We start from the raw sequence: 25,716 nt of genomic DNA, 5'->3' as shown, positions 1-25,716 counted from the left end.
GCTCCGGGGTGTGGCGCAGCTTGGTAGCGCGATTGGTTGGGGAGGAAGAGGCCGCAGTTAAAAATCTTGTCACCCCTACCAGCAGGACCACGACCAGGGCCCGGCACCGCGCGCGGGGCCGGGCCCTCGTCGTGCCCGGGGTGCCGCGACCGCCGCACCCCCGCGGTCGCGGCGGTGCCCCCCGGGTGCCGCCGCGTCGCACGTCGGTGCCGGGCAGCGCGGAGGGGCGGGCAGTGGTGGGATCGACGGGTTCGCCGCCGGAGCGCGCCGCGGCCGGGCGGATCGACGACCCGGCCCGGGTGCGGGCCGCGCGCCGCCTCGCGGCCGCCCCGCCGAACCCCGCGCTGCAGCGCCTGGCCGCGCTGGCCGCGCGGCTGCTGGTCGTCCCCGCCGCCCAGGTGTCCCTGCTGACCGACGTGCAGACCGTCAGCGCCGTCGCCGGCCAGGACCCCGCGCTGGTCGGCTCCACCGGCCCGCTGCCGGAGTCGCTGTGCACGGTCGCGGCCGCCGGCGCCGGGGCCCTCGTCGTCGAGGACGCCGCCGCCGACGAGCGCGTCGCGTCCCTGCCGCCGGTCCGCAGCGGCGCGGTCGGCGCCTACCTGGGCGTCCCGCTGGTCGCCGACGACGGCCACGTCGTCGGCGCGCTGTGCGTGTTCGACCCCGCCCCGCGGGCCTGGCGCGACACGGACGTCGAGGTGCTCACCGAGCTGGCCGCCGCGGCCGTCGCCGAGCTGGAGCTGTCCGCGCTGTCGCTGCGCTACGAGAGCGACCGGCTGCGCTGGCAGCTGGCCGTGGCCGCCGGCGGGGTCGGCAGCTTCGACTGGGACCTGCGCACCGGGGACCTGGTGTGGGACGCGCAGATGCTGGCTCTGTTCGGCCTCGACGAGGAGAGCTTCGACGGCCGCATCGAGACCTTCGTGGCCGGTCTGCACCCCGACGACCGGGACCGGGTGGACCGGGCCCTGCGCGAGGCCGTGGACACCTGCGGCGCCTACCAGGCGGAGTACCGCGTCGTCCTGCCCGGCGGCGGCACGCGGTGGGTCGAGGCGCGCGGGGAGGCGCTGGCGGGCGCCGACGGGCGGGCCGCGCGCGTCATCGGCGCGGCGTACGACACGACCGCCGGGCACGAGGGCGAGGCGCGGGTCGCGCGCGTCCTGGAGTCCATGTCGGCGGCCTTCTACGCCCTGGACCGCGAGTGGCGGTTCACCTACGTCAACGCCGAGGCCGAGCGGCTGCTGCAGCGCGGGCGCGAGGAGCTGCTGGGCGGGGTGCTGTGGGAGCTGTTCCCCGGCGCGGCGGCTTCGGAGTTCGAGCGCGAGTACCGGCGCGCGGTCGCCACCGGCGAGCCGGTGACCTTCGAGGCGCACTACGCCGAGCCGCTGGACGGCTGGTTCGAGGTGCGGGCCTGGCCCGCCCCCGACGGGCTGTCGGTGTACTTCCTGGACGTCACCGCCCGCCGCGCCGCGCAGGAGCAGGCCGAGCGCGAGCGCGCCGCGACCGCGCAGGCGCTGCGGGCCGCCGAGGGCTCGCGGCTGCTGGCCGAGGAGGCGCGGCGCACCGCCGAGCGCACCGCCGGCCGCCTGGCGCTGCTGGCCCGGGTCAGCGACGACCTGAGCGCGACCCTGGAGGTCGAGGAGGCCGCCGCCCGGCTGGCCGCGCACCTGGTGCCCGCGCTGGGCGACTGGTGCCTGGTGACCCTCGTGCAGGACAGCGGCGCCCTGCGCGACATCGCCAGCCGGCACGGCGACGAGGCGCGGGTGCCGCTGCTGCACCGCTACGCCGCGCGCCGGCTGGCGGCGCTGGACCCGGTGACCTCGCCGGTGGCGCGCGCGGTCGCCGGCCGCCGCACCGTCGTGGTCCCCGAGCCGGCGGCCGAGGCGTTCGCCGCCGTCCTGCACGACCCGGTGGCCCGCGACCTCGTGCGCGAGCTGGCCCCCGGCACGGCGGTCGTCGTCCCGATGCGGGCGCGGGGGCAGACGATCGGCGTGCTGACGCTGTGCCGGGACGCGGGCCGGCCGCCGCTGGCCGGCGAGGACCTGCTGACGGTCGAGGACGTCGCCGAGCGCGCGGGCCTGGCGCTGGACAACGCCCGCCTGTACGGGCGCCAGCAGCGCATGGCCGAGGCGATGCAGCGCAGCCTGCTGACGGCGCCGGTGCAGCCGGACCACCTGCAGGTGGTGGTCCGCTACCGGGCCGCGGCGCGCGCCGCGCAGGTCGGCGGGGACTGGTACGACGCGTTCCTGCAGCCCGACGGCGCCACCGTCCTGGTCATCGGCGACGTCATGGGCCACGACGTGGACGCCGCCGCCGCGATGAGCCAGGTGCGCTCGCTGCTGCGCGGCATCGCCCACTCCGGCGGCGGCGCCCCCGCCGAGGTCCTGGCCGCGCTGGACGCCACGATGGTGGGGCTGGGCGTGGACACCACCGCGACGGCCGTGGTGGCGCGCCTGGAGCAGACCGGCGACGAGCGCGAGCGCGGGGTCAGCCGGATGCGCTGGTCCAGCGCCGGGCACCCGCCGCCGGTGCTGCTGGCCCCCGACGGCACGGTGAGGACCCTGGCCGCCGAGCGGCACGACCTGCTGCTGGGCATCGCGCCCGACCTGCCCCGCACCGGCGCGGAGACGACCGTCGAGCGCGGCTCGACCGTCCTGCTGTACACCGACGGCCTCGTGGAGCGGCGCGGGCAGGACCTCGACACCGGGCTGGTGGCGCTGCGCGCGGCGGTGGCGGACCTGGCGGGGGAGGACCTGGACGTCCTGTGCGACGGGGTGCTCGACCGCCTGCTGCCCGAGCGTCCCGAGGACGACGTCGCGCTGGTCGCCGTGCGCCTGCACCCGCAGGACCGGCCCCGGCCGCCGGTCGCGGGCCCGAACCGGGTGCCGCCCGCCAGGCCCCTGGAGCCCGGTGGCGCGTGAGGACGCTGGTGCTCGGGAGGGGAATCGTGCCTCTTCCGCACCGCGGTCGACGGAGGACCACCGGCCATCACCGCCAGCGAGGCCTGAGCGCGGCTCCTCGCGCTCGTCAAGCAAGTCGAGGACGACCGAGCCGCCGTGGTAAGCCCAGTCCTCGCTCGGGGTGCTCGAGGGTGCGACTGTGGCGTCCCCGTCAATCACACCGCCGTCGAGCCGTGGCACCGCCCGCCCTCAGGGCCAGCGGTGGAGGGTCCGCGCCACCTCCCGCCCACAGCGAGCCGGCCTCGTCATTGCTGCCGCGCTCGTGCCGGGTGCTGGGGAAGACGGGGGTCGGCAAGAGCATGGCCGGCCACGTGGTCGTCCGAACCGCGAGACGGCTCGTGCGCACGTCGAGGCTTCCAGTCTGAAGAGCGGGGAAGTACCCTGCAGCTCTTGCAGGAGGTGGTTCGCGCTCTCGGCGGAGGCGGTGCCAGTGTTCTACGCCCTGCTCTTCGTACCCTTTGGCTTGGCTTTGCTGCTCGTCCTCGTGGCCCTTATCGGAGCTGCTAAGAAGATTGAGGACGACTCGAGCAGGAGCGGTGGACTCTCAGGCAACCAAAAGTTCAGCTGGAAGCTCAACGAGAAGTGGGGTGCGAATCTCACTGTGTTCGGAGCTCTGGCGGCAGCGGTCCTAGCCGCCTCCCTCCTGCCCGCTGGCGAGGACAGCGAGTACCTCTCGGGGCAGCCGAACAGCACCTACGCCGTCGTGGCTGCGCTCTTCGCGTTCCTCATCCTCTCGTCGCCACTGGCCTTCCAGGTGGTCAGTGCTTCGGATCGGATCGCCAAGAAGTGGCGTTGGCAGATCGTGCTGTTCGCTGCGTCGTCGATCGCACTGCTCTGGGGCGTCCTCGGTCAGATCTTCGTCATCGCCTTGGTCGTCGCTGAGCTGTACCAGCGGGGACTTCCTTGGCCGCTCGCCCTCCTGTTGGGTGGCGCGCTCCTGACCTCGGCGATTGCGGTGCTGATGTTTGCGCACATCGCCTTGAGCGAACAGTTCCGGGCGGAAGGCTAAAGATCGACCAGCGCGAGCTCCGCTGAGAGCTGGAGATTCGGGATCGGTTCGGCGCCTGCGGCCTCAGATCTCATCCGCGTCGAGGCTGGGCCTGTGCGACTGGAGAGCGCATCACCTCAGTACTGGCGAGATCCCCGCTGGAAGCTGTGGTCAAGAAGCGGGCACCATCAGTGTCATCGCGCGAAACCAGGTGATCGCACCTTCGCTGATCTTCAACCACGCCCGCAGAGGTACGGCGATCGCTATCACCTCTTCAGATCGGGACGAGCGCCGCAGTCGGTCGGTGGACCGGAAGACGCTGCAGGAGATCAACCGCATGATCGAGGAGCCGTGGCGCGACGCCGGCCAGGGCATCGGCAAGCCGGGGCGGCTCTCGGGTGACCTCTCCGGGCTGTGGTCGCGGCGGATTACCGTCGAGCACCGCCTCGTGCATGAGGTCGTCGACGGGGCCGTGGTAGTCCACTAGGCGCGCCACCACTGCTGAGCGAGTCCTCTTCGCGGGCGGGACCACGTCCGGCGGCTTAGCCTCGACGCCGTGCTCGAGACCCCCGGGCCCGCGCCCGTGCCCCGCCTGCCCCCGCGCGCGGCGGACCCGCTGCGCGGGCCGGTGATGATGCACCAGCACTGGGACGAGCTGGCGTTCCTGCACTGGGCGGTGGACCCGGCGCTCGCGGCGCCGTTCGTGCCGCCGGGGACGGAACCGGACGTCCTGGACGGCGTCACCTACGTGGGGCTCATCCCGTTCACGCTGCGCGGGGCGGGGATCGGCCGGCTGCCCGCGGTGCCGTGGCTGGGCACGTTCCTGGAGACCAACGTGCGCCTGTACTCGCGGGACGCGGCCGGCCGGCGGGGGGTCGTCTTCCGCAGCCTGGACGCCGACCGCCTGGCCGTCGTCCTCGGCGCCCGCACCGCGTTCGGGCTGCCGTACCGGTTCGCGCGGATGCACCGCGCCCGCCGCGGCGACGAGGTCGGCTGGGCCACCACCCGCCCGGTGCGCAGCCGCGTGGTGGTGCGGGCGCGCCCCGAGCTCGTCGACGACGACGGCCCCGACGACGTCGCCACGTTCGTCACCGCCCGGTACGGGCTGCACACCGTGCGCGCGGGCCGCACGTGGTGGATCGCCAACGAGCACGAGGAGTGGCCGCTGCGCCGCGCCGACGTCCTCGACCTGGACGATGAGCTGCTGGCCGCCGCCGGCTTCCCCGGCCTGGCCTCGCGCCCGCCGGACCACGTGGCCTTCTCCGACCGCGTCACCACCCGCTTCGCGCTGCCCCGCCCGCTGCCCCGGGCCCGCGACGCGGGCTGAGGGACCCCCGTCCGGGGGTTGGGCGCGGAACACGGCAGCGGTTACCGTCGTTCCCACAGCCGCGGGGACCGCCCGCGACCGACACCTGGAAGGACCGCCGCCGCCGTGCGCGACGACAGCCCCGACGACCTCCCGTCAAGTACGTCGACGAGCTCCGGCTCGTCAGCCACTCCCGAGGACCCGCCGTCAAGTAGCCGGCGCTCCCGCTCCCGACGCACCGGGGGAGGGGGCGCGCCGTGACCGAAGTCCTGTACCTGGCCGCGGCCCTCCTGCTGGTCGTCGCCTGCGGCCTGTTCGTCGCCGCCGAGTTCGCCTTCCTCACCGTCGACCGCGCCAGCGTGGAGCGCGCCGCCGCCGACGGCCGCCGCGGCGCGGACGGCACCCGGCGGGCCCTGAAGACCCTCTCGACGCAGCTGTCGGGCGCCCAGCTGGGCATCACCGTCACCAACCTGGCCATCGGGTTCCTCGCCGAGCCGGCGATCGGGCGCCTCGTGCGCCCGCCGCTGGAGTCCGCGGGCCTGCCCGGCGCGCTGGCCGCCACGGCCTCGTACGCGGTGGCGTTCGCCCTGTCCACCGGCCTGACCATGGTCTTCGGCGAGCTGGTGCCCAAGAACCTCGCCATCGCCCGGCCGCTGGAGACCAGCGCCGCCGTGCAGGGGTTCATGCGCGGCTTCACCGCCGCCACCCGCCCGCTGCTGGTGCTCCTCAACGGCAGCGCCAACGCGGTCCTGCGCCGCGTGTTCGGCGTCGAGCCGCAGGAGGAGCTGGCCTCGGCCCGCTCCGCCGACGAGCTGACCTCGCTGGTCGCGCGCTCGGCCGAGCAGGGCACCCTGGAGCGGGAGACCGCCGTCCTCGTGCAGCGCTCGCTGGCCTTCGGCACCCGCCGCGCCGACGACGCGATGACGCCGCGCACGCGGGTCACCACGCTGTCGGCGGACGAGTCCCTGCTGGACCTGCTGGCCGCCGTCCACGCCACGGGCCGCTCGCGCTTCCCCGTCGTGGACGCCGGACCCGACGACGTCGTGGGCGTCGTCCACGCCCGGCAGGTCCTGGACGCCGACCCCGCCGAGCGCGGCACCACGACGCTGGGCGCGGTCGCCGCCCGCCCGCTGCTGGTCCCCGAGACGATGGAGCTGGACGCCCTGCTGGACGCGCTGAAGGGGACGCCGCTGCAGATGGCGGTCGTCGTCGACGAGTTCGGCGGGTTCGCCGGCGTCGTCACGTTCGAGGACCTCGTCGAGGAGATCGTCGGTGAGGTCGTCGACGAGCACGACGCGGAGCGCCCCCCGGCGCACCGCCTCGCCGACGGCGGGTGGCTCGTGTCGGGCCTGCTGCGCCCGGACGAGGCCAGCCGCCACCTGGGCGTGCCGCTGCCCGAGGACGACGACTACGAGACGATCGCCGGCTTGCTCGGCCTGCACCTGGGGCGCCTGCCCGTCACGGGCGACGTCGTGGAGGTGCCCGTGACGGTCCGCTCCGCGTTCGGCGACGAGGACGCCGGCCCGCGCGCGCGGGCCGTGCGGATGGAGGTGGAGGCCCTGGACGGCCTGCGCGTGGACCAGGTCCGCGTCGACGTCCTGCACGAGGACGGGCCCGCGGGCCCGTCCGGTGAGCTCGACGTCCGCGACGACGCCCCCGGGGCCGCCGTCCGCGTCGGCGCCCACGGCCACGGGGGGCGGCGGTGAGCGACTCCGTCGCGATCGTCGTCGCCGTCGTCCTGCTCGCCGGCAACGCGTTCTTCGTGGGCGCGGAGTTCTCCCTCGTCTCCGCCCGCCGCAGCGCGGTGGAGGCCCGGGCCGCGGAGGGCCGGCGCAGCGCGCGCACGACCCTGCGCGCCATGGAGGAGGTCTCGCTGATGATGGCGTGCGCCCAGCTGGGCATCACGCTGTGCTCGCTGGGCCTGGGCGCGATCGGCGAGCCGGCCGTGGCCCACCAGCTGGAACCGGTGTTCGCGGCGGCCGGCCTGCCGGAGGCCGCCGTCCACCCGGTCTCCTTCGCCATCGCCCTGCTGCTCGTGGTGTTCCTGCACGTCGTGCTCGGCGAGATGGTCCCCAAGAACATCGCGCTGGCCGGCCCGGACCGCGTCGCCCTCGTCCTGACCCCGGCGCTCGTGGTGTGCGCGAAGGTCCTGCACCCGGTGATCTGGTCGATGAACCAGGTCGCCAACCTCGTCCTGCGCGCCGTCGGCGTGCAGCCCAAGGACGAGGTGACCAGCGCCTTCACCCGCGACGAGGTCTCCGGGCTGGTGGCCGAGTCGCGTCGGGAGGGGCTGCTCGCCGACGGCGAGGAGGCCCTCGCCCTGGGCGCGCTGACGTTCGCCGACCGCACGGCCGCCGCCGTGGAGCTGCCGATCGCCACCGTGGCGACGGTGCCGGAGGACGTCCGCGTCGCCGACGTGGAGGACGTCGCCCGGCGCACCGGGTTCTCCCGGTTCCCGGTGCGCGCGGCGGACGGGTCGCTGACGGGGTACGTGCACGTCAAGGACGTCCTGACCGCCGACGACGCGGTGCGCGCCGCGCACGTGCCCTCGCGCTACCTGCGGCCGCTGGCCACGGTGCGCCCCGGCGACCCGCTGCGCACGGTGCTGCGGCGCATGCAGGGCACCGGCGCCCACCTGGCCCGCGTGGTCGGCGAGGACGGCGCGCTGCGCGGCATCGTGGCGCTGGAGGACGTCCTGGAGGAGCTGGTGGGCGAGGTCCGCTCGGGCACCGCCGGGTTCGCGGCCGCCCCCGGCAGCCGCGACCTCGTCGGGCGCTCGCGGGCCTGACCGGGCTCGACGCGAGCCGCCGGCCCCCGGGGGAGCTCCCGGGGGCCCGCGGGCGTCCTGGCACGATGCCGCGGTGACGACCGAGCAGACCCTGCCCGCCTGGGAGGCCCGCTTCCGCGCCGGCCGCGTCGGCCTGCCCGACTGGGCCGAGGAGGCGCCGCAGCGCTGCGCCGTGGTGGCCAGCGCGGCGGGCGTCCTGGAGGTGCACTCCTGGGAGGTGGGCGGCGAGCTGGTGCAGCTGACCGACCGCCCCGAGGGCACCTCCAGCGCGACGGTCGACCCGCGCGGGGAGCACGTCTGGTGGTTCGACGACACCGCCGGCGACGAGCACGGCGTGTGGCGGCGCCAGCCGTTCGGCGCGTCCCCCGGCGAGGGCGTCGAGGACCCGCTGGGGCTGCCCGCCGCCTACTCGGCGGGGCTGGCGCTGGGCCGCGGCGGCCTCGTCGTCGTCGGCCTCACCGACGAGGCGTGGGGCACCCGCGTGGAGGTCGTCGAGGACGCCGGCGGCACCCCGCGCGCGCGGCGGCTGTACGAGCACCGCGAGGACGCCTGGGTGGGCGACCTGTCGCCCGACGAGCGGTGGGTGGCCCTGTCGCACTCCGAGCGCGGGGACTCGCGCCACCCCGACCTGCGCGTCCTCGCCGTCGCCGACGGCGCCGTGGTCGACGAGCTGTCCGACGGCCCCGGCAGGGGCGTGCACCCGCTGGCGTTCGCGCCCGTGCCCGGCGACCCGCGGCTGCTGGTCGAGCACGAGCGCGCCGGCCGCGCCGAGCTGCTGGTGCGCGACGTGCTCACCGGCGAGGAGACGCCCGTGGTCCTCGGCGTGCCCGGCGACGTGGCGGGCGCGGAGTGGACGCGCGACGCCCGCGCCCTGCTCGTGCAGGTCGACCACGAGGCCCGCACGCTGCTGCACCGGGTCGACCTGGCCACCGGCGACGTCGAGCGCGTCGGCCCGGACGCCGGGACCGTCGGCTCGGTGACGGCCCGCCCCGACGGCGACGTGTGGACGACGTGGTCCTCGGCGGCCGAGCCGCCGGCGGTGCGCACGCTGTCCGGCGAGGTGCTGCTGCGCGCGCCCGGCCCGGCCGCCCCGCCGTCGGTGCCCGTGGAGGACGTGTGGGCCGACGGTCCCGGCGGGCGGGTGCACGCGCTGCTGCGCCGCCCGGCGGGCGCGGACGGCCCGCTGCCCACGGTCGTGGAGGTCCACGGCGGGCCCACCGCCCACGACACCGACGCCTTCCGGGCGTGGGCGTCGGCGTTCGTGGACCACGGGTACGCCGTCGTGCAGGTCAACTACCGCGGTTCCACCGGGTACGGGTCGGCGTGGCGGGACGCGCTGGAGGAGCGCGTCGGGCACACCGAGCTGGCCGACGTGGCGGCCGTGGCCGACCACCTCGTCGCCACCGGCGTCGCCGACCCGGACCGCCTGGTGCTGGCGGGCGCCTCCTGGGGCGGCTACCTGACGCTGCTGGGGCTGGGCGTGCAGCCGCAGCGCTGGGCCCTGGGCCTGGCCGGGGTGCCGGTCGCCGACTACGTGGCCGCCTACGAGGACGAGATGGAGGGGTTGAAGGCGTTCGACCGCTCCCTGTTCGGCGGGTCCCCCGAGCAGGTGCCGGACAAGTACGCGGACTCCTCGCCGATCACCCACGTCGACGCCGTGCGCGCCCCCGTCCTCGTCCTGGCGGGGGAGAACGACCCGCGCTGCCCGCTGCGCCAGATCGAGAACTACCTGGCGCGGCTGGCCGCGCGCGGCGCCCCGCACGAGGTGTACCGCTACGACGCCGGGCACGGCTCCCTCGTCGACGACGAGCGGGTGCGGCAGGTCAGCGCCGAGCTGGACTTCACCCGCCGCCACCTGCCGGCGGCCCTGGAGCCCGCCTAGAGGTCGCGGGCGTAGCAGACGCTGAGGGGGCTGTCGGCCCACGGCCCGAAGTTCGGCGTGCGCTCGTAGCCGAGCCGCTCGTACAGGGCCACCGCCTCCGGCTGGCGGGTGCCCGTCTCCAGCCGCACGCGCCGGGCGCCGCCGGCGCGGGCGGCGTCCTCGAGGGCGGCGACGAGGGCGCGCGCGACCCCGCGGCCGCGGTGGGCCTCGCGCACGTACACGCGCTTCATCTCCACCAGCTCGCCCGCGGGCTCCTCGTCGACGGGCACGAGCGCGATGCACCCGGCGGGCTCGCCGCCGACGAGGGCGACGAGGTAGCGCGCCGACGGCTTCAGCCCGGCGCCCTCGACCTCCTCGAGGGCGTCGGTGTCCTCCGGGTAGCGGCGGGCCAGCTCGGCGACCGCCTCGGCCAGCAGCGCGTCCAGGTCGGCGTCGCCGACGCGGCGCGCGACCACCTCCAGCTCCTGCTGCCCGCTCCTGGCGGGGCCGCTCACGCGCCGGCCCCCTCGACCACGCGGCGGCGGCGCTGGGCGGGCACGGGCGCGACCGCCGGGTCGACCGGGGCGCGGCCGGTGCGGTCCCAGCGCGTGGCCCACGCCAGCACCGCCAGCCCGGCCGCGGCCAGCGCGGCGGCCACCAGCGCGGGCGCCGCGTAGCCGAACCCGGCGCCGATGACGACGCCGCCGAGGAACGCGCCCAGGGCGTTGCCGGTGTTGAACGCCGCCTGGATCGCGGCCGAGGCCATGCTCGCCCCGCCGCCCGCGGCGACGATCGCGCGCGTCTGGATGGCCGAGCTCATCGAGAAGCCGGTGAAGGCGAACGCGAAGACGCCGGCCGCCGCGGCCGCCGGGTGCTGCGCCAGGGCGAACAGCAGCACGAACACGACGCTGCTGGCCGACAGCCCGAGCGCGAGGGTGCGCGGCACCGACCAGTCCGCCAGCCGCCCGCCCAGCAGGTTGCCCGCGGTGGCGCCCAGGCCGAAGAGGACGAGCACCCACGCCACCGACCCGGCGGCGAAGCCGGCGACGTCGGTGAGCAGGGGCGCGACGTAGCTGAGGACGGTGAAGGTGCTGCCGAAGCCGACGACGGTGACCAGCAGCGTCAGCCACACCTGGGTGCGGCGGAACGCGGCGAGCTCGGCGCGCAGGCCGCCGCTGCGCACCTGCACGGGCGGCACGAGCGCCAGCAGCGCGGCGATCGTGGCCAGCCCGACGACGCCGACGAGGGCGAAGGTGGTGCGCCAGCCGAGCTGCTGGCCGACCCACGTGCCGGCGGGGACGCCGACGACGTTGGCGACCGTGAGCCCGGTGAACACCAGCGCCAGGGCGCGGCCCTGCCGGCCGGCGGGCGCGAGGGCCCGGGCCACGACGGCGGCGGCGCCGAAGAACGCGCCGTGCGCGAGGCCGCTGGCGAAGCGGGCGCCCAGCAGGGCGCCGAAGCCGGGGGCCAGGGCCGTGGCGACGTGCGCGACGACGAACAGGACCATCAGCGCGACCAGCAGCTGCTTGCGCGGCACGGCGTGCGTGAGCGCCGTGATGGTGGGGGCGCCGACGACGACGCCGAGCGCGTAGGCGGTGACGGTCCAGCCGGCCGCGGGCACCGAGACGGCGAAGGCGGCCGCCACGTCGGGCAGCAGCCCCATGGCGACGAACTCGGTGGTGCCGATGCCGAAGGCGCCCAGGGCCAGCGCCAGGACGGCGGGCGGGGTGCGGGTGGTGGCGGGCGTGCTGGTGGGCCTGGGGGCGTGCGCGGGGATGGCGGGGCTCGCTTCCGGGTCGTGCGGGTGGGGGTGTCCGGCAGCGCTCCGTCGCCTGTCGACCCCCCGATCATCGCGCGCCGCGGCCCCGCCCGTCACCACGGGTCCGGCCCGCGACGCGCGACGGCCCCGGCGCGTCGGTGCGCCGGGGCCGTCGGGACGGAGGGGTGGGGTCAGGCGACGGGCTCGCGGGCCTCCTCGGCCAGCTTGCCGCTGCGGCGGTCGCGCAGGTACTCCTGCAGCTCCTTCTTCACCACCGGCGCCAGGATGTACAGGCCGATGATGTTGACGAGGGCGCAGACGAAGAGCATCGCGTCGGCGAGGTTGAGGACCTGCCCGAAGGTCAGCACGGTGCCGATCACGGTGAACACGCAGTAGATGACCCGGAAGGCCAGCACGCTGGCGCGGCTGCGGCCGAAGAAGTGGCACCACGCCTTCTCGGAGTAGTAGCTCCACGTGATGAGGGTCGAGAAGGCGAACAGCACGACGGCGATCGCGAGCACGATCGGGAACCAGGAGATGACGTCGGCGAAGGCGTCGGAGGTCAGGACCACGCCGTCCGCGGAGTTGCTGCCGGTCGCGGCGACCTCGGCGCGGGCGTCCAGCCAGCTCTGCGGGCGGGCGATGACGATGGTCAGCGCCGTCATGGTGCAGATGATGACGGTGTCGATGAAGGGCTCGAGGAGGGCGACGAAGCCCTCGGACACGGGGCGGCGGGTCTTGACCGCGGAGTGGGCGATGGCGGCGGAGCCGACGCCGGCCTCGTTGGAGAAGGCCGCGCGCTGGAAGCCGATGATGAGGGCGCCGAGCACGCCGCCGGCCACGCCCTCGGGCTGGAAGGCGCCGACGACGATCTCCTCGATCGCGCCGGGGATCTGGCCGGCGTTGCCGAGGATGACGATGAGGCAGGCGACGATGTAGATGATCGCCATGGCGGGCACCAGCTTGGACGTCACGCGCCCGATGGAGGAGATGCCGCCGAGGATGACCAGGCCGACGAGCACGGCCAGGACGATGCCGAAGACGAAGGCGGCGGTCGCGCTGCCCAGCGGGCCCTCGGCGCCGCCGGTGACGTTGCGGACCTGGGCGAAGGTCTGGTTGGCCTGGAACATGTTGCCGCCGGCCACGCCGAAGAAGAAGATCGCGACGGCGAAGACGGCGGTGAGCACGGTGCCGATGGCGGAGATCTTGATACGGCCGAAGGCGACCTTGAGGTAGCGGAACGGCCCGCCGGTGACGGTGCCGTCCTCGTGGACCTCGCGGTACTTCACGCCGAGGGTGCACTCGGCGAACTTGGTGCACATGCCGAGCAGGCCGGCGCAGATCATCCAGAAGGTGGCGCCGGGCCCGCCGAGGGTGACGGCGACGGCCACACCGGCGATGTTGCCGAGCCCGACGGTGCCGGACACCGCGCTGGTCAGCGCCTGGAAGTGCGTCACCTCACCCGGGTCGGAGTCCCGGCTGAACTTGCCGCGCACGGTCTCCAGCGCGAGCTTGAAGCCGCGCAGCTGGATGAAGCCGAAGTAGACCGTGAAGATGAGGCCCGCCAGGACGAGCCAGCCGACGATGAGCGGGAACGAGGCCCCGCCGATGCTGACGCTGAAGAAGATCACCGACGAGAGGGCCGAGGTGATCGGCTCGAAGACGCGGTCGATGGCGGACTCGATGCTCGGGAGGGTCCCGCTCCCGGTCGTCGACGCCGCCATGGCGCTGAGGGCTGCGTGTGGCATCCGCGCAGAGAAGCGCTTCCGGGGCGGGGAGTCAACCGCTACCGCACACCTCGGTGCGTGTCGCAACCCAGATGTCACACGCCGACGGGGCGGCGCACCACCGCCCGGGTCCGTCACCACCCGCGCGCAGGTCCCTCACAGCTCGCGCACGGCGCCCGCCTCGACGACCAGCCGGCGGGTCACCGCGACGGCCTCCAGCAGCCGCCGGTCGTGGCTGACGAGCAGCAGCGTGCCCGGGTAGGAGGCCAGCGCCTCCTCCAGCTGCTCGATGGCCGGCAGGTCCAGGTGGTTGGTCGGCTCGTCCAGCACGAGCAGGTTCACCCCCCGCGCCTGCAGCAGCGCCAGCGCGGCGCGCGTGCGCTCGCCCGGCGACAGGCTCGACGAGGGCCGGCCCACGTGCGCGGCGCCCAGGCCGAACTTCGCCAGCAGGGTCCGCACGTCCGCGTCCGGCCACGTCGGCACGGCCGCGCCGAACGCCCGTGCCAGCGGATCCTCGCCCACGAACAGCCCGCGGGCCTGGTCGACCTCGCCGACCTCGACGCCCGAGCCCAGCGAGGCGGCGCCCGCGTCGGGTGCCAGGCGTCCCAGCAGCAGCTGCAGCAGCGTCGTCTTGCCCGCGCCGTTGGGTCCGGTGAGCGCCACCCGGTCCCCGGCGTCGAGCTGCAGGTCCACCGGCCCCAGCGTGAACGCGCCGCGGCGCGCCACAGCCCCCCGCAGCACCGCCACCACCGAGCCGGAGCGCGGCGCGGCGGCGATCGACATCTGCAGCCGCCACTCCTTGCGGGGCTCCTCCACGACCTCCAGGCGCTCGATCATCCGGTCGGTCTGGCGGGCCTTGGCGGCCTGCTTCTCGCTGCCCTCGCGCATCTTCGCCCGGATGTTCTTGTCGGGCTCGCCCTTGCGGACGGCGTTGCGCACGCCCTTGGCCATCCAGTTCCGCTGGGTGCGGGCACGCGCCTCGAGCCCCGCGCGGGTGTCGGCGTACTCCTCGTACTCCTCGCGGGCGTGGCGGCGCTGCACCTCGCGCTCGGCGAGGAAGGCCTCGTAGCCGCCGCCGACGACGCGGACCAGCTGCTGCGCGAGGTCCAGCTCGACGACCCGGTCCACGGTGCGGGCCAGGAACTCGCGGTCGTGGCTGACGACGACGGCGGGGGAGCGCAGCTGGCCGACGAACCGCTCCAGCCGGGCCAGGCCGTCGAGGTCGAGGTCGTTGGTGGGCTCGTCGAGCAGGAAGACGTCGTAGCGCGACAGCAGCAGCGCCGCCAGCCCCGCTCGGGCGGCCTGCCCGCCGGACAGGCTCGTCATCGCCACGTCCGCGTCGACGGCCAGGCCCACGTCGGCGAGGACCTCCTCGCGCCGCTCGTCCAGGTCGGCGCCGCCCAGGGCCAGCCAGCGGTCCAGGGCGTCGGCGTAGCGGTCGTCGGCGCCGGGGACGCCGCCGGCGAGGTCCTGGGCGGCGGCGTCCATCGCGTCCTGCGCTGCGCTCACGCCGGTGCGCCGGCCGAGGAAGGCGGCGACGCTCTCCCCGGCGCGGCGCTCGGGCTCCTGCGGCAGGTACCCGACGGTCGCCGCGGGCGGCGACAGGCTCACCGTCCCCGACCCGGGGGTGCCCAGCCCGGCCAGCAGCCGCAGCAGGGTCGACTTGCCGGCGCCGTTGGCGCCGACGAGCCCGACGACGTCGCCGGGGGCGACGACCAGGTCCAGACCGGAGAACAGGACGCGGTCGCCGTGCCCGGCGCTGAGGTCCTTGACGACGAGGGTGGCGCTCACCGTCCGATCCTGCCCGGTCCGGGGGCCGCGTCCCCACCGGGTTCCCACCGGCTCCCCGCGATCCTCCCCGGACGCCGCAGCGCCCGGCCCCCGGGCGGGACCGGGCGCTGCGGGCGGGCGCTGCGGGTGTCAGGAGACGACGAGGTACAGCAGCCAGACGAGGCCGAAGGCCATGAAGCCGATCGCGGTGGCGATGACGCTCCACGTCTTCAGCGTGGTCGCGGTGTCCAGGCCGAGGAAGCGGCCCACCAGCCAGAAGCCGGAGTCGTTGACGTGGCTGAAGGTGATGGCGCCGGCGACGACGGCGATGGTGATGCAGGCCAGCTGCAGCGCCGACAGGTCCGGGGTCTCGGCCAGGGCGGGGGCCAGCAGGCCCGCGGCCGTGGTGCCGGCGACCGTCGCCGAGCCCTGCGCGACGCGCAGCGCGATGGCGATGATGAACCCGGCCAGGATCAGCGGCAGGCCGGCGTCGTTGAGGATGTCGGCCAGCGCGCCGCCGATGCCCGTCTCGGTGAGGACGCGGCCGAACATCCCGCCCGCGCCGGTGATGAGGATGATCGAGCAGACGGGGGCCAGGGCGTCGTCGACGACGTCCTCCAGGCGGCTGCCGACGCGGCCGCGGTTGGGCCGCACGACGAGCAGCAGCATGGCCAGCACGCTGGTGATGAGCAGGGCGACCGGCGTGGCGCCGATGATCTGCAGCACCACGATGAGCGGGTTCTCCTCGTCCGCGCCGTAGTTCTGCACGGCCGTGTTGGAGGCCGTCCCGCAGAAGATGAGGACGAGCGGCAGGAGCAGGACGAGCAGGATGACGCCGAAGGAGGGGCGGGGCTGGTCCACGTCGCCGCCGGGCTTGCCCAGCAGGTCCGGCACGTCGACGTAGCCGGCGCGGCGGGCCAGGACGAGGGCGAGGCGGTAGCCGGCCAGGTACCAGGTCGGCAGGCCGACGAGCAGGCCGATCAGGACGACGAGACCGACGTCGGCGCCCAGCAGGGCCGAGGCCGCGACGGGACCCGGGTGCGGCGGCACGAGCGCGTGCATCATGAGGAACGCGCCGGCCGCGGGCAGCGCGTACAGCAGCAGGCCGCCGCCCAGGCGCCGCGCCACCGTGTAGACGATCGGCAGCATGACGACGAAACCGGCGTCGAGGAAGATCGGGAACCCGTAGAACAGCGAGGCCACCGACAGGGCGAGCGGCGCCCGCTTCTCCCCGAACCGGTCGATGAGGGTGTCCGCGAGCACCTTCGCGCCGCCGGAGATCTCCACGATGCGGCCCAGGACGGCGCCGAACCCGACGAGCAGGGCGACCGTGGCCAGGGTGCCGCCGAAACCGCCGGTCAGCGTGCTCACGAGGTCGGCGGCGGGGATGCCGGCGACGACGGCGGTCAGGAGGCTGACGATGACGAGCGAGTAGAAGGCGTGCAGCTTGACCTTGATGATGAGGACGAGCAGCACGGCGATCGCCGCGAGCGCGGTGATCATGAGGAAGGTGGTGGAGCGCGTCGTGGTCGTCGCCTCGGTGGAGGCGGCCAGGGCGACCAGCGACGCGGCGTGTGACGTCGTCAGCACGAGGGGTCCTTCGTCGTCGAGGGATGGGTCGCGCCCGACTGTACTCACAACTTTCTATACAAAACGACGCCCGGCGGCCGCGGCGCCGCCCCGGACGCGCGACGGCCCGCCCCCCGGTGGTGGGGAGCGGGCCGTCGCGCGGGCGGTTCAGGCGGTGAGCTCGGCGGCCACCAGTTCCGCGATCTGCGCGGTGTTCAGCGCCGCGCCCTTGCGCAGGTTGTCGCCGCACACGAACAGGTCGAGCGTGTTCGGGAAGTCCAGCGCCTGCCGGATGCGGCCCACGACCGTCGGGTCGCCGCCCACCGTGCGCGCCGGCGAGGGGAACACGCCGTTCGCCAGGTCGTCCTGCACGTCCACGCTCGGCGCGGCCTCCAGCGCGGCGCGCGCCTCGGTGACGCTGACGTCGGAGGCGAACGTCGCGTGCACCGCCAGGGAGTGCGTCGTCAGCACCGGCACCCGCACGCAGGTGGCGGACACCTTCAGGTCGGGGATCCCGAGGATCTTGCGGGACTCGTTGCGGACCTTCAGCTCCTCGCTGGTCCAGCCGTCGTCCTTCAGCGACCCGGCGACCGGGATGACGTTGAGGACGAGGTTCTCCTGGAACGGGGAGTCCTCGCCGAGCTTGGCGGTCACCGCGGCGGCGGTGTCCCCGGAGCGCTGGCCCAGCGCGCGCTGGCCCGCGACGACCTCGAGCTCGTCGTACAGCCGGTCCACGCCGGGCTGCCCGGCGCCCGAGGCGGCCTGGTAGCTGGCGACGACGAGCTCGGTGAGCTGCCACTTGTCGTGCAGGGCGCCGAGGGCGTCCATCATCGTCAGGGTCGTGCAGTTCGGGTTGGCGATGATGCCCTTGGGGCGGTTCCGCGCCGCCGCGCCGTTCACCTCGGGCACGACCAGCGGGACGTCCGGGTCCATCCGGAACGCGCCGGAGTTGTCCACGGCGACCGCGCCGCGCTCGGCGGCCACGGGCGCCCACCGCGCCGACACCTCGTCCGGCACGTCGAACATCGCCACGTCGACGCCGTCGAAGACCTCCGGCGACAGCGCCCGCACGACGACGTCCTCGCCGCGCACGCGCAGGACCTTGCCCGCCGACCGCGGCGAGGCCACGAGGCGGATCTCGCCCCACACGTCGGGGCGCTCCGACAGGATCCCCAGCATCACCGAGCCGACGGCGCCGGTGGCGCCGACGACGGCCAGGGTGGGCTTGCGGGTGGTCGTCTCGCTCATCGTCCCGTCCCTCCGTAGACCACGGCCTCCGCCTCGGCGTCCAGCGCGAACGCGGTGTGCACCGCGCGCACCGCGTCGTCGAGCTGGTCGGCGCGCGTCACGACGGAGATGCGGATCTCCGACGTGCTGATCATCTCCATGTTGATGCGCTGCGCGCCCAGGGCGTCGAAGAACTTCGCCGACACCCCCGGGTGCGAGCGCATCCCGACGCCGATCAGCGACACCTTGCCGATCTGGTCGTCGTACTCCAGCCGCTCGAAGCCGATCGAGGACTTCACCTTCTCCAGCGCCGCGGTGGCGCTCTGGCCCTCCGCCTTCGGGAGCGTGAAGGAGATGTCGGTGCGGCCGCTGGCGCCGATCTGGTTGTTCTGCACGATCATGTCGATGTTGATCTCGGCCGCGGCCACCGCGGTGAAGATGGCGGCCGCGGTGCCGGGGGTGTCCGGCACGCCCACGACGGTGATCTTCGCCTCGCTGCGGTCGTGCGCGACACCGGAGATGATCGGCTGTTCCACGGGTTCCTCCGAGGCGGTCTGGCTGAGGGCGGCGGGCACGGGGGCGTCGGTCACCCACGTCCCCTCGTGCGGGCTGAAGGAGCTGCGCACGTGGATCGGCAGGTCGTAGTTCCGGGCGTACTCCACGCAGCGCAGCATGAGGATCTTGGCGCCGCAGGCCGCCATCTCCAGCATCTCCTCGCTGGAGATGCGGCTGATCTTGCGGGCCGCCGGGACGATCCGCGGGTCGGCGGTGAACACGCCGTCGACGTCGGAGTAGATCTCGCAGACGTCGGCGCCCAGCGCGGCGGCCAGCGCCACCGCCGTCGTGTCCGAGCCGCCGCGGCCCAGCGTGGTGATGTCCTTGGTGTCCTGGCTGACGCCCTGGAAGCCGGCGACGATCGCGATGGCGCCCTCGTCGAGCGCGGAGCGGATGCGGCCGGGCGTCACGTCGATGATGCGGGCCTTGCCGTGGGCGGAGTCGGTGATGACCCCGGCCTGCGAGCCGGTGAACGAGCGCGCCTCCAGGCCCAGGTTGGAGATCGCCATCGCCAGCACGGCCATCGAGATGCGCTCGCCGGAGGTGAGCAGCATGTCCAGCTCGCGCGCCGGCGGCATCGGGGAGACCTGCTCGGCCAGGTCGATCAGCTCGTCGGTGGTGTCGCCCATCGCCGAGACGACGACGACGACCTCGTGCCCGGCGCGCTTGGTGTCCGCGATGCGCCGCGCGACGCGCTTGACGCCGTCCGCGTCCGCGACGGAGGAGCCGCCGTACTTCTGCACCACGAGAGCCACGACGGGCGATCCTACCGATCGCGCACGACCGGTCCGCGCGCGCCGTCGGCGGCCCCGGGCCCGCCCGCGCTCAGGGGTGCAGGGCGTCGAACTCCGCGTCGGAGGCCGTCTCGGCGTCCACGTCCAGGCGCAGGTGGCCCAGCAGCGACTGCAGCACGCGCAGCGCGGCCGTCGCCCGCAGCCCCCACGTCGACAGGTAGGAGAACTGCCACCACCACAGCGCCTCGGTGACGTCGCCGCGCTCGTGGTGGCGCAGCCCGTGCACGAGGTCGGCGGCCACCGAGGCCAGGTCGTCCGACAGCGCCCCGCGCACCAGCTTGGCGTTGGTCAGCGGGTCCACGACGTCGGCGTAGTCGTCCACGCCGTCGAGGACGTTGGCCAGGCCGGTGCGCAGCGGGTCGACGTCGGGGTCGGGCCCGGCGTCCGGCTCGAAGCGCCGCGCGGGCACCACGTCGGCCACCGCGCCCAGCCGCGCGCCCGTCACGAGCGCCTGGCTGACGGCCAGCAGCAGCACCGACAGCGCCGTCTCGTCCATCCGGCCCGCGGCGACCTCGGTGACGGCGTCGAGGTAGGCGCGCGCCTCGGCCGCCGTGGCGGCGGCCAGCTCCGCCCACTCCCCGGCGCCGGCCGGTGCCCCCGGCTCGCCCGGCGACCCGGCTCCCACGTGGTCAGGCATCCAGCGACCTCCGTCCCGCGAACGCCCGTCCGAGCGTCACCTCGTCGGCGTACTCCAGGTCGCCCCCCACGGGCAACCCCGAGGCGAGCCGCGTGACCTTCAGCCCCATCGGCCGCAGCAGCCGCGCCAGGTAGGTGGCGGTCGCCTCGCCCTCCAGGTTGGGGTCGGTGGCGATGATCGTCTCGGTCACCTCGCCGGAGGACAGCCGGCCCAGCAGCTCGCGCACCCGCAGGTCGTCCGGGCCCACGCCCTCCATCGGGCTGATCGCGCCGCCGAGCACGTGGTAGCGGCCGCGGAACTCGCGGGTGCGCTCGATGGCGACGACGTCCTTGGACTCCTCCACGACGCAGATGACGCTGGCGTCGCGGCGCGGGTCGCGGCAGACCCGGCACAGCTGCTCCTGGGCGACGTTGCCGCACACCTCGCAGAAGCGGACCTTGCTCTTGACCTCGACGAGGACCTCGGCGAGGCGGCGGACGTCGCCCGGCTCGGCCGCCAGCAGGTGGAACGCGATGCGCTGCGCGCTCTTGGGGCCGACGCCCGGCAGCTTGCCGAGCTCGTCGATGAGGTCCTGGACGACGCCTTCGTACACGCGGTGAGCCTACGTGCCGGGTACGACGCTCAGCGGCCGTCGTCGGTGGCGATGACCGTGCCGCCGAGGATCTGCTCGACGACGGCCGCGCCGACCAGCCGCGAGTCGTCGGCGTCCTCGTCGTCGCGGCTGGGGGTGTCCTCGACGCCGGGGGCCCCGGCGGTCCCCGGCGCCGCGGCGGCCGGGGACGGCGTCCGCTCGGGCGCCGGCCGGGCGGGCCGGGCCCGCGGGCCCGCGGGAGCCCGGTCCTGCGGGCCCGCCGGAGCCGCCGCCGGGGCGGCAGCGGCCGACGGGGCCGCGGGGCGGTCGGGCTGCGGGGCCGGCGACCGGCGCGGAGCGGACAGCAGCTCCTCGCCGGGGTCCTCGATCGGCTCCTCCGGCGGCACCCAGCCGTCGTCGGCCTGCGGCGGGGCCGACGGTGCCGGTGCGGACGCCGGGCGGGAGCTCCCCGGAGCGCCGGGCCCGCCGGGGCCGCCCGGGCGGGCGGGCGGGCGCTCGGCCGGCGCGGGCCCCGAGGACGCCGGAGCGGCGGGACCGGCGGGAGGCGCCGCGGGGCGCGACCACTCCTGCGAGGAGGGGCGCCGGGACCGCGCCGGCCGGCCGCCGCGCGCCCCCGCACCGCCCCGCCCCGCGGCCCCGCCGGCGCCGTCCAGGCCCGGCGCGGTGGCCTGCACGCTCGCCTCGATGCCGGTGACGTCCAGCAGCGCCTCGGCGACGAACCCGGGGTGGCTGCCGCGGGTGAACGCCGACGCCAGGCCGGCGGTCGTGAAGTGCAGCGTCAGCACGCCGCCGCGGCAGTCCGCCACGGTGGCGTTCTCGCTGACCAGCGACCACGTCGTGCGCTTGAGGGCGAACAGCGCGCCGAGCACGTCCGTCCACAGGCGGCGCACCGTCTCGCCCTCGCCGGTCCCCGGGACCGCCGGGGCGGGAGCGGTGGGAGCGGTGGGAGCGGTGGGAGCGGTGCCGGCGGGGGGTGCGGCGTCGGGCGCCGGGGCGGGCTCGACCGGTGCGCCCGGGGTGCGCGCCACGGGCCAGCCGCCCCGCTCGGCGGCGGCCGGCTCGGCGGGAGCGTCCTGCGCCGCGGCAGCGGCCGGTGCCGCCGCGGGGGCGGGCGCTCCGTCCGCCGGTGCGGGACGGGCGGCGGCGGGCGCGTCAGCCGCGGGCGCCGCGGCGGGGGGCTCCGCGGCGGCGGGGGGCTCCGCGGCGCGCGCGGGCAGCGGCGCCGCCGGGGCGGGCGCCGCCGCGACGGACGGGGCGCCGGGCAGCGGCAGGCCGGTGCTCAGCCGCCGCTCGATGCGCTCCACGCGCGGGGCCAGCCCGCCGTCCGGGTCGGCGCCCGGCAGCAGCAGCCGCGCGCACAGCAGCTCCAGCTGCAGCCGCGGCGACGTCGCGCCCGTCATCTGCTCCAGGCCCGCGGCGACGACGTCGGCCGCGCGGGAGGTCCCGGCCCGTCCCAGGTGCGCGGCCTGCGCGCGCAGCCGGTCCAGCTGGTCCTCGGGCAGCCCCAGCGCGTGCCCGGCCTCCTCGCCCACGGCGGCGACGACGACGAGGTCGCGCAGCCGCTGCAGCAGGTCGTCGGCGAAGCGGCGCGGCTCCTGGCCGGAGTCCACGACGCGCTCGACGACGCGGAAGACCGTCGCCGCGTCCCCGGCCGCGAGGGCCTCCACGACGTCGTCCAGCAGCGCGGCGTGCGTGTACCCCAGCAGGGCCACCGCCAGGTCGTAGGTGACGCCCTCGTCCCCGGCGCCGGCGATCAGCTGGTCCAGCACGGACAGGGAGTCGCGGACCGACCCGCCGCCCGCGCGGACCACCAGCGGCAGGACGCCCTTGCCGACCCGCACGCCCTCGCGGCCGGCCAGGTCGGTCAGGTAGGTGGTCAGCGTGGCCGGCGGCACCAGCCGGAAGGGGTAGTGGTGGGTGCGCGAGCGGATCGTCGTCAGGACCTTGTCCGGCTCGGTCGTGGCGAAGACGAACTTCACGTGCGGCGGCGGCTCCTCCACCGTCTTCAGCAGCGCGTTGAAGCCCTGCGGGGAGACCATGTGCGCCTCGTCGACGATGAAGACCTTGAAGCGGTCGCGCGCGGGGGCGAAGGTCGCCCGCTCGCGCAGGTCGCGGGCGTCGTCCACGCCGCCGTGGCTGGCCGCGTCGATCTCGACGACGTCGACGCTGCCGGGGCCGCCGCGGGCCAGGCTCGTGCACGACTCGCACACCCCGCAGGGCGTCGGGGTCGGGCCCTGGGCGCAGTTCAGGCAGCGGGCCAGGATGCGCGCGCTGGTGGTCTTGCCGCAGCCGCGCGGGCCGGAGAACAGGTAGGCGTGCGTGACGCGGCCCTTGGCCAGCGCCTGGGACAGCGGCGCGGTGACGTGCTCCTGCCCGATGACCTCCGCGAAGCTCTGGGGCCGGTAGCGGCGGTACAGGGCGGTCGTCACGGCACCGAGGCTAACCGCCGGACCCGACACGACCCAGACCCCCGCGGGCGGGGGAGGGGTGGACGCGAGGGACCCCCCGTGCACCCACCAGAGCCCACCTACCCTTGCTGCCTTCCGGCCCTGGGGGGGTTCAGCGGGGTGACGCCGCACGAGGGGTCTGAGCAGCACTCTACGTGCCGTGCCCGCGCCCTCCAAACGCGCCCGCGGCGTGACTGCGAACGCGACCGCGGCCCGGCTCCGGACGCGCCCGCGTCGTCGGCACTCCCGGCGGGGCGCTACGCTGGGAGCCCTGGAGGATTCGCCTAGTGGCCTATGGCGCACGCTTGGAAAGCGTGTTGGGTTAACGCCCTCGCGGGTTCAAATCCCGCATCCTCCGCGGCCGACGGCCCGTCCCGGTGCTCCTGGGGCGGGCCGTCGTCGTCCCGGCCCGCCCGTGCGTCCTCCCGCCCGCGGGGCCGCCCAGCGCCTAGACTCCCGCGACGTGATCTTCCAGGCCGTCGGCGAGGGGCGCCCCTACCCCGACCACGGGTTCAGCACCCCCGCCCAGTGGGCCGACGTCGCGCCGCGGCAGGTGCGCCTGTGCGAGCTGACGACGACCAAGCGGACCCTGGACCTCGAGGCGCTGCTCGCGGAGGACTCCACGTTCTACGGCGACCTGTTCGCGCACGTGGTCTCCTGGCGCGGACGGCTCTACCTCGAGGACGGGCTGCACCGCGCCGTGCGGGCGGCCCTGCACCAGCGACAGGTGCTGCACGCCCGCGTCCTCGTGCTGCCGGACTGAGCGGGAGGGGCGGACGTGGACGAGCGGCGGGAGGGCGGCGGCGCCCCGGGCGGCGCGCGCCAGGACGAGGACCGGGACGAGCGCGACGACCAGCTCGACGAGCAGCCGGGCGACCAGCCCGAGGACCAGCGCGACGACCTGGACGAGGTGGCCGTCGAGGAGGCGCTGTCGCGGCGCCGGCACCGCCGGCTCGTGCGCCAGCGCGTCGTCTTCGCCGTCGTCGTGGCGGCCGTCCTCGCCACGGGCGGGGTCGCCGCCCTCGTGGCCACCGACCGGATCCCCGCCGCGCTGCGCCCGACGCCGTCGGCGGCGCCCGCCGGCCCGGTGTGCGCGCCGGCCGACCCGGCGCTGGCCGCGCCCGCCGACGTCACCGTGGCCGTCCTCAACAGCACGGGGCGCCGCGGGCTGGCCGCCGGGGTCGCCGCCGAGCTGCGCGCGCGGGGGTTCGTCGTCAGCGACGTCGCCAACGCCGCCGAGCCCGCCGGCCCGGTCAGCGCCGTCGTGCGCCACCCCCCGCAGCTGCTGGAGCCGGCGCGCGCGGTGGCCGCGCGCGTCCCGGGCGCGCAGCTGGCCGAGGACGCCGAGGTGGGCGTCGTCGAGCTCGTCCTGGGCGACGCCTACGCCGAGCTGGCCCCGGAGGACGCCCTGCAGCCGCCGCCGGCGCCGCTGCCGCCCGGCTGCTGAGCCACCGCCGCGGGGACGGCGGGAACGACGAGGGTCCCCGGCGCGCGCCGGGGGCCCTCGTCCTTCGAGCGGTGGCGGTGGGATTTGAACCCACGGAGGAGTCGCCCCCTCACACGCTTTCGAGGCGTGCTCCTTAGGCCGCTCGGACACACCACCGCGGACAACCTTACACGGCGGCCGCCGGTCGCCGTGACCGCCGCGGGGCGCCCCCGCGTCCCGCGCTCACGACCGCCGGGCGGCGAAGAAGCCGTCCAGCAGTTCCCCGCACTCCTCCTCGCGGACCCCGCCGACCACCTCGACCACGTGGTTCAGGCGGCGGTCGCGGACCACGTCGCGCAGCGAGCCCGCCGCGCCGAACCGCGGGTCCCACGCGCCCAGCACCAGCCGCTCCACGCGCGCCAGCACCGTCGCCCCCGCGCACATGACGCACGGCTCCAGCGTCACCACGAGCGTGCAGCCGTCCAGCCGCCACCCGCCGCGCGAGCGCGCCGCCGCCCGCAGCGCGAGCACCTCCGCGTGCGCCGTGGGGTCGCCGGCCGCCTCCCGCTCGTTGCGGCCGGCGCCGAGGACCTCGCCGCCCGGGCCGACGACCACCGCGCCCACGGGCACGTCGCCCGTCGCCAGGCACGCGCGCGCCTCCTCCAGCGCCGCCCCCATCCAGCGCAGCCACTCCGGCCGCGGCGCCGGCCCGCTCAGCGCAGCGACTCCAGGACGTCGGCGAACCCGAGCAGCTCCCCGACCTCCGCGGTCGCCTCCGCCGGGTCCGCGCCGCTGGCCGACAACCGCAGCAGCACCGGTGCGGGGCAGCCGAGGTCCTCCAGCAGGTGGGGGTCGCCGGCCCACACGTCCTCCTCCGGCACGGCCGGGGCGGCCAGGTCGGCGACGTCCGGCTCGTCGCCGGCCCCGTCGTCCGCCCCCTCGTCCCCGCCGTCCCCGTCGTCGAGGTCCGCCGGCTCGTCCGGTTCCTCCGCGCCCGCGGGGCCAGGCCGGCGCAGGCCGGCGTCGGCGGCGGGCAGTTCCGCGAACAGCTCGGCGAACCGGCTGGAGCCCGCGGCCACGGCGTCGGAGACGAACACCCGCACGTCGTCCTCGCCGCGCCCGTCGCCGCCGGCGCGGACGAGGGCGAACCACTCGTCCTCGCGCTCGAGGACGGCGACGGCCTCGCCGCCGTCCTCGTCGGCCGCGCCGCGCAGCACGTCGCCCAGTTCCTCCGGGGAACCCGCCTGCACGTCCACGTCGACCGCGCGCCAGCCGCCGCCGTCGGGTACCAGGACCGCCGTGAAGTACGCCACGGG

The 25,716-nt window shown here is 75.9% G+C and carries 21 protein-coding genes, 2 tRNA genes and 1 other RNA gene; 10 read left to right on the top strand and 14 right to left on the bottom strand.

Features of this window, described 5'->3' with window-relative positions; genetic code table 11:
• Positions 1-233: 233 nt before the first annotated feature.
• The 7 genes from AB8M62_RS11770 (at position 234) to AB8M62_RS11740 (ending at position 9,918) form a co-directional block, all read left to right on the top strand.
• Positions 234-2,915 carry a SpoIIE family protein phosphatase gene (locus AB8M62_RS11770; RefSeq protein ID WP_369069667.1) on the top strand — a complete coding sequence of 894 codons (2,682 nt, stop codon included), beginning with the start codon at positions 234-236 and terminating at the stop codon, positions 2,913-2,915.
• 469 nt (positions 2,916-3,384) lie between these two features.
• Positions 3,385-3,963: a hypothetical protein gene (locus tag AB8M62_RS11765; RefSeq protein WP_369052651.1), complete on the top strand. Its 579-nt coding sequence runs from the start codon at positions 3,385-3,387 to the stop codon at positions 3,961-3,963.
• A gap of 238 nt (positions 3,964-4,201) precedes the next feature.
• Positions 4,202-4,429 carry a Txe/YoeB family addiction module toxin gene (locus AB8M62_RS11760; RefSeq protein ID WP_369069673.1) on the top strand — a complete coding sequence of 76 codons (228 nt, stop codon included), beginning with the start codon at positions 4,202-4,204 and terminating at the stop codon, positions 4,427-4,429.
• A gap of 69 nt (positions 4,430-4,498) precedes the next feature.
• Positions 4,499-5,269 (top strand): YqjF family protein, encoded by a 771-nt coding sequence (locus tag AB8M62_RS11755; RefSeq protein WP_369069666.1) that lies wholly within the window; start codon positions 4,499-4,501, stop codon positions 5,267-5,269.
• A 236-nt stretch (positions 5,270-5,505) separates the two neighbouring features.
• Positions 5,506-6,954, top strand: a complete 1,449-nt coding sequence (locus tag AB8M62_RS11750) for a hemolysin family protein (RefSeq protein ID WP_369069665.1) — start codon at positions 5,506-5,508, stop codon at positions 6,952-6,954.
• Positions 6,951-8,036 (top strand): hemolysin family protein, encoded by a 1,086-nt coding sequence (locus AB8M62_RS11745; RefSeq protein ID WP_369052644.1) that lies wholly within the window; start codon positions 6,951-6,953, stop codon positions 8,034-8,036. The genes AB8M62_RS11750 and AB8M62_RS11745 overlap by 4 nt, the downstream gene beginning before the upstream one ends.
• A gap of 73 nt (positions 8,037-8,109) precedes the next feature.
• Complete coding sequence (locus AB8M62_RS11740; RefSeq protein ID WP_369069664.1) at positions 8,110-9,918, top strand: prolyl oligopeptidase family serine peptidase; 1,809 nt, start codon at positions 8,110-8,112, stop codon at positions 9,916-9,918.
• On the opposite strand, the gene AB8M62_RS11735 is transcribed toward AB8M62_RS11740, so the two are convergent.
• The 11 genes from AB8M62_RS11735 to ffs form a co-directional block, all read right to left on the bottom strand.
• The gene (locus AB8M62_RS11735) at positions 9,915-10,412 is read right to left on the bottom strand and encodes a GNAT family N-acetyltransferase (protein WP_369069663.1); all 498 of its coding nucleotides are present in this window, start codon (positions 10,410-10,412) and stop codon (positions 9,915-9,917) included. The two genes, AB8M62_RS11740 and AB8M62_RS11735, sit on opposite strands and share 4 nt — an antisense overlap.
• Entirely contained in the window at positions 10,409-11,674 is a 1,266-nt protein-coding gene (locus AB8M62_RS11730) for an MFS transporter (RefSeq protein WP_373694924.1), read from the bottom strand. The genes AB8M62_RS11735 and AB8M62_RS11730 overlap by 4 nt, the downstream gene beginning before the upstream one ends.
• A 173-nt stretch (positions 11,675-11,847) precedes the next feature.
• Entirely contained in the window at positions 11,848-13,404 is a 1,557-nt protein-coding gene (locus tag AB8M62_RS11725) for an alanine/glycine:cation symporter family protein (RefSeq protein ID WP_369069661.1), read from the bottom strand.
• 135 nt (positions 13,405-13,539) lie between these two features.
• Positions 13,540-15,174: an ABC-F family ATP-binding cassette domain-containing protein gene (locus AB8M62_RS11720; RefSeq protein ID WP_369069660.1), complete on the bottom strand. Its 1,635-nt coding sequence runs from the start codon at positions 15,172-15,174 to the stop codon at positions 13,540-13,542.
• 129 nt (positions 15,175-15,303) lie between these two features.
• The gene (locus tag AB8M62_RS11715) at positions 15,304-16,656 is read right to left on the bottom strand and encodes a GntP family permease (protein ID WP_369069672.1); all 1,353 of its coding nucleotides are present in this window, start codon (positions 16,654-16,656) and stop codon (positions 15,304-15,306) included.
• Between the two features lie 234 nt (positions 16,657-16,890).
• Positions 16,891-17,970 carry an aspartate-semialdehyde dehydrogenase gene (locus AB8M62_RS11710; RefSeq protein WP_369069659.1) on the bottom strand — a complete coding sequence of 360 codons (1,080 nt, stop codon included), beginning with the start codon at positions 17,968-17,970 and terminating at the stop codon, positions 16,891-16,893.
• Positions 17,967-19,259: an aspartate kinase gene (locus tag AB8M62_RS11705; protein WP_369069658.1), complete on the bottom strand. Its 1,293-nt coding sequence runs from the start codon at positions 19,257-19,259 to the stop codon at positions 17,967-17,969. The genes AB8M62_RS11710 and AB8M62_RS11705 overlap by 4 nt, the downstream gene beginning before the upstream one ends.
• A 70-nt stretch (positions 19,260-19,329) precedes the next feature.
• Entirely contained in the window at positions 19,330-19,935 is a 606-nt protein-coding gene (locus tag AB8M62_RS11700) for a DUF5063 domain-containing protein (RefSeq protein ID WP_369052635.1), read from the bottom strand.
• Complete coding sequence (gene recR / locus AB8M62_RS11695; protein ID WP_369052633.1) at positions 19,928-20,527, bottom strand: recombination mediator RecR; 600 nt, start codon at positions 20,525-20,527, stop codon at positions 19,928-19,930. Before recR ends, AB8M62_RS11700 begins: the two co-directional genes overlap by 8 nt.
• Positions 20,528-20,556: 29 nt before the next feature.
• A complete protein-coding gene (locus AB8M62_RS11690; RefSeq protein WP_369069657.1) occupies positions 20,557-22,956 on the bottom strand; it encodes a DNA polymerase III subunit gamma and tau in 2,400 nt (799 codons plus the stop codon).
• A 64-nt stretch (positions 22,957-23,020) separates the two neighbouring features.
• An RNA gene (gene ffs / locus AB8M62_RS11685) (signal recognition particle sRNA small type) lies at positions 23,021-23,117 on the bottom strand.
• A 130-nt stretch (positions 23,118-23,247) separates the two neighbouring features.
• Here ffs and AB8M62_RS11680 point away from each other — a divergent pair.
• The 3 genes from AB8M62_RS11680 to AB8M62_RS11670 all read left to right on the top strand — a co-directional run bounded on the left by AB8M62_RS11680 (position 23,248) and on the right by AB8M62_RS11670 (position 24,421).
• Positions 23,248-23,332, top strand: a tRNA-Ser gene (locus AB8M62_RS11680).
• A 105-nt stretch (positions 23,333-23,437) separates the two neighbouring features.
• Positions 23,438-23,737, top strand: coding sequence for a type II toxin-antitoxin system VapB family antitoxin (locus AB8M62_RS11675; protein WP_369052630.1), 300 nt, complete (start codon positions 23,438-23,440; stop codon positions 23,735-23,737).
• 15 nt (positions 23,738-23,752) lie between these two features.
• On the top strand, positions 23,753-24,421 hold the full coding sequence (locus tag AB8M62_RS11670; RefSeq protein ID WP_369052629.1) for a LytR C-terminal domain-containing protein: 669 nt from the start codon (positions 23,753-23,755) through the stop codon (positions 24,419-24,421).
• Between the two features lie 69 nt (positions 24,422-24,490).
• Here AB8M62_RS11670 and AB8M62_RS11665 read toward each other — a convergent pair.
• From AB8M62_RS11665 to AB8M62_RS11655, 3 genes are all read right to left on the bottom strand, one after another.
• Positions 24,491-24,577: transfer RNA gene (locus AB8M62_RS11665), tRNA-Ser, on the bottom strand.
• Positions 24,578-24,643: 66 nt separating this feature from the next.
• The gene (locus tag AB8M62_RS11660) at positions 24,644-25,078 is read right to left on the bottom strand and encodes a deaminase (protein ID WP_498072121.1); all 435 of its coding nucleotides are present in this window, start codon (positions 25,076-25,078) and stop codon (positions 24,644-24,646) included.
• Positions 25,079-25,113: 35 nt separating this feature from the next.
• Positions 25,114-25,713 carry a tRNA adenosine deaminase-associated protein gene (locus AB8M62_RS11655; RefSeq protein WP_369069656.1) on the bottom strand — a complete coding sequence of 200 codons (600 nt, stop codon included), beginning with the start codon at positions 25,711-25,713 and terminating at the stop codon, positions 25,114-25,116.
• Between the last annotated feature and the right edge of the window lie 3 nt (positions 25,714-25,716).

Origin of the sequence: Kineococcus terrestris (assembly GCF_041020755.1) — a bacterium.
Classification (GTDB): Bacteria; Actinomycetota; Actinomycetes; order Actinomycetales; family Kineococcaceae; genus Kineococcus; species Kineococcus terrestris.
This window is presented reverse-complemented; position numbering and strand designations above follow the sequence as displayed.

Bases quoted from the DNA above. Each gene is read 5' to 3' on its own strand.
- AB8M62_RS11725 (WP_369069661.1), bottom strand. From the start codon at position 13,404: ATGCCACACGCAGCCCTCAGCGCCATGGCGGCGTCGACGACCGGGAGC.
- AB8M62_RS11715 (WP_369069672.1), bottom strand. From the start codon at position 16,656: ATGATCACCGCGCTCGCGGCGATCGCCGTGCTGCTCGTCCTCATCATC.
- AB8M62_RS11710 (WP_369069659.1), bottom strand. From the start codon at position 17,970: ATGAGCGAGACGACCACCCGCAAGCCCACCCTGGCCGTCGTCGGCGCC.
- AB8M62_RS11700 (WP_369052635.1), bottom strand. From the start codon at position 19,935: ATGCCTGACCACGTGGGAGCCGGGTCGCCGGGCGAGCCGGGGGCACCG.
- AB8M62_RS11660 (WP_498072121.1), bottom strand. From the start codon at position 25,078: ATGGGGGCGGCGCTGGAGGAGGCGCGCGCGTGCCTGGCGACGGGCGAC.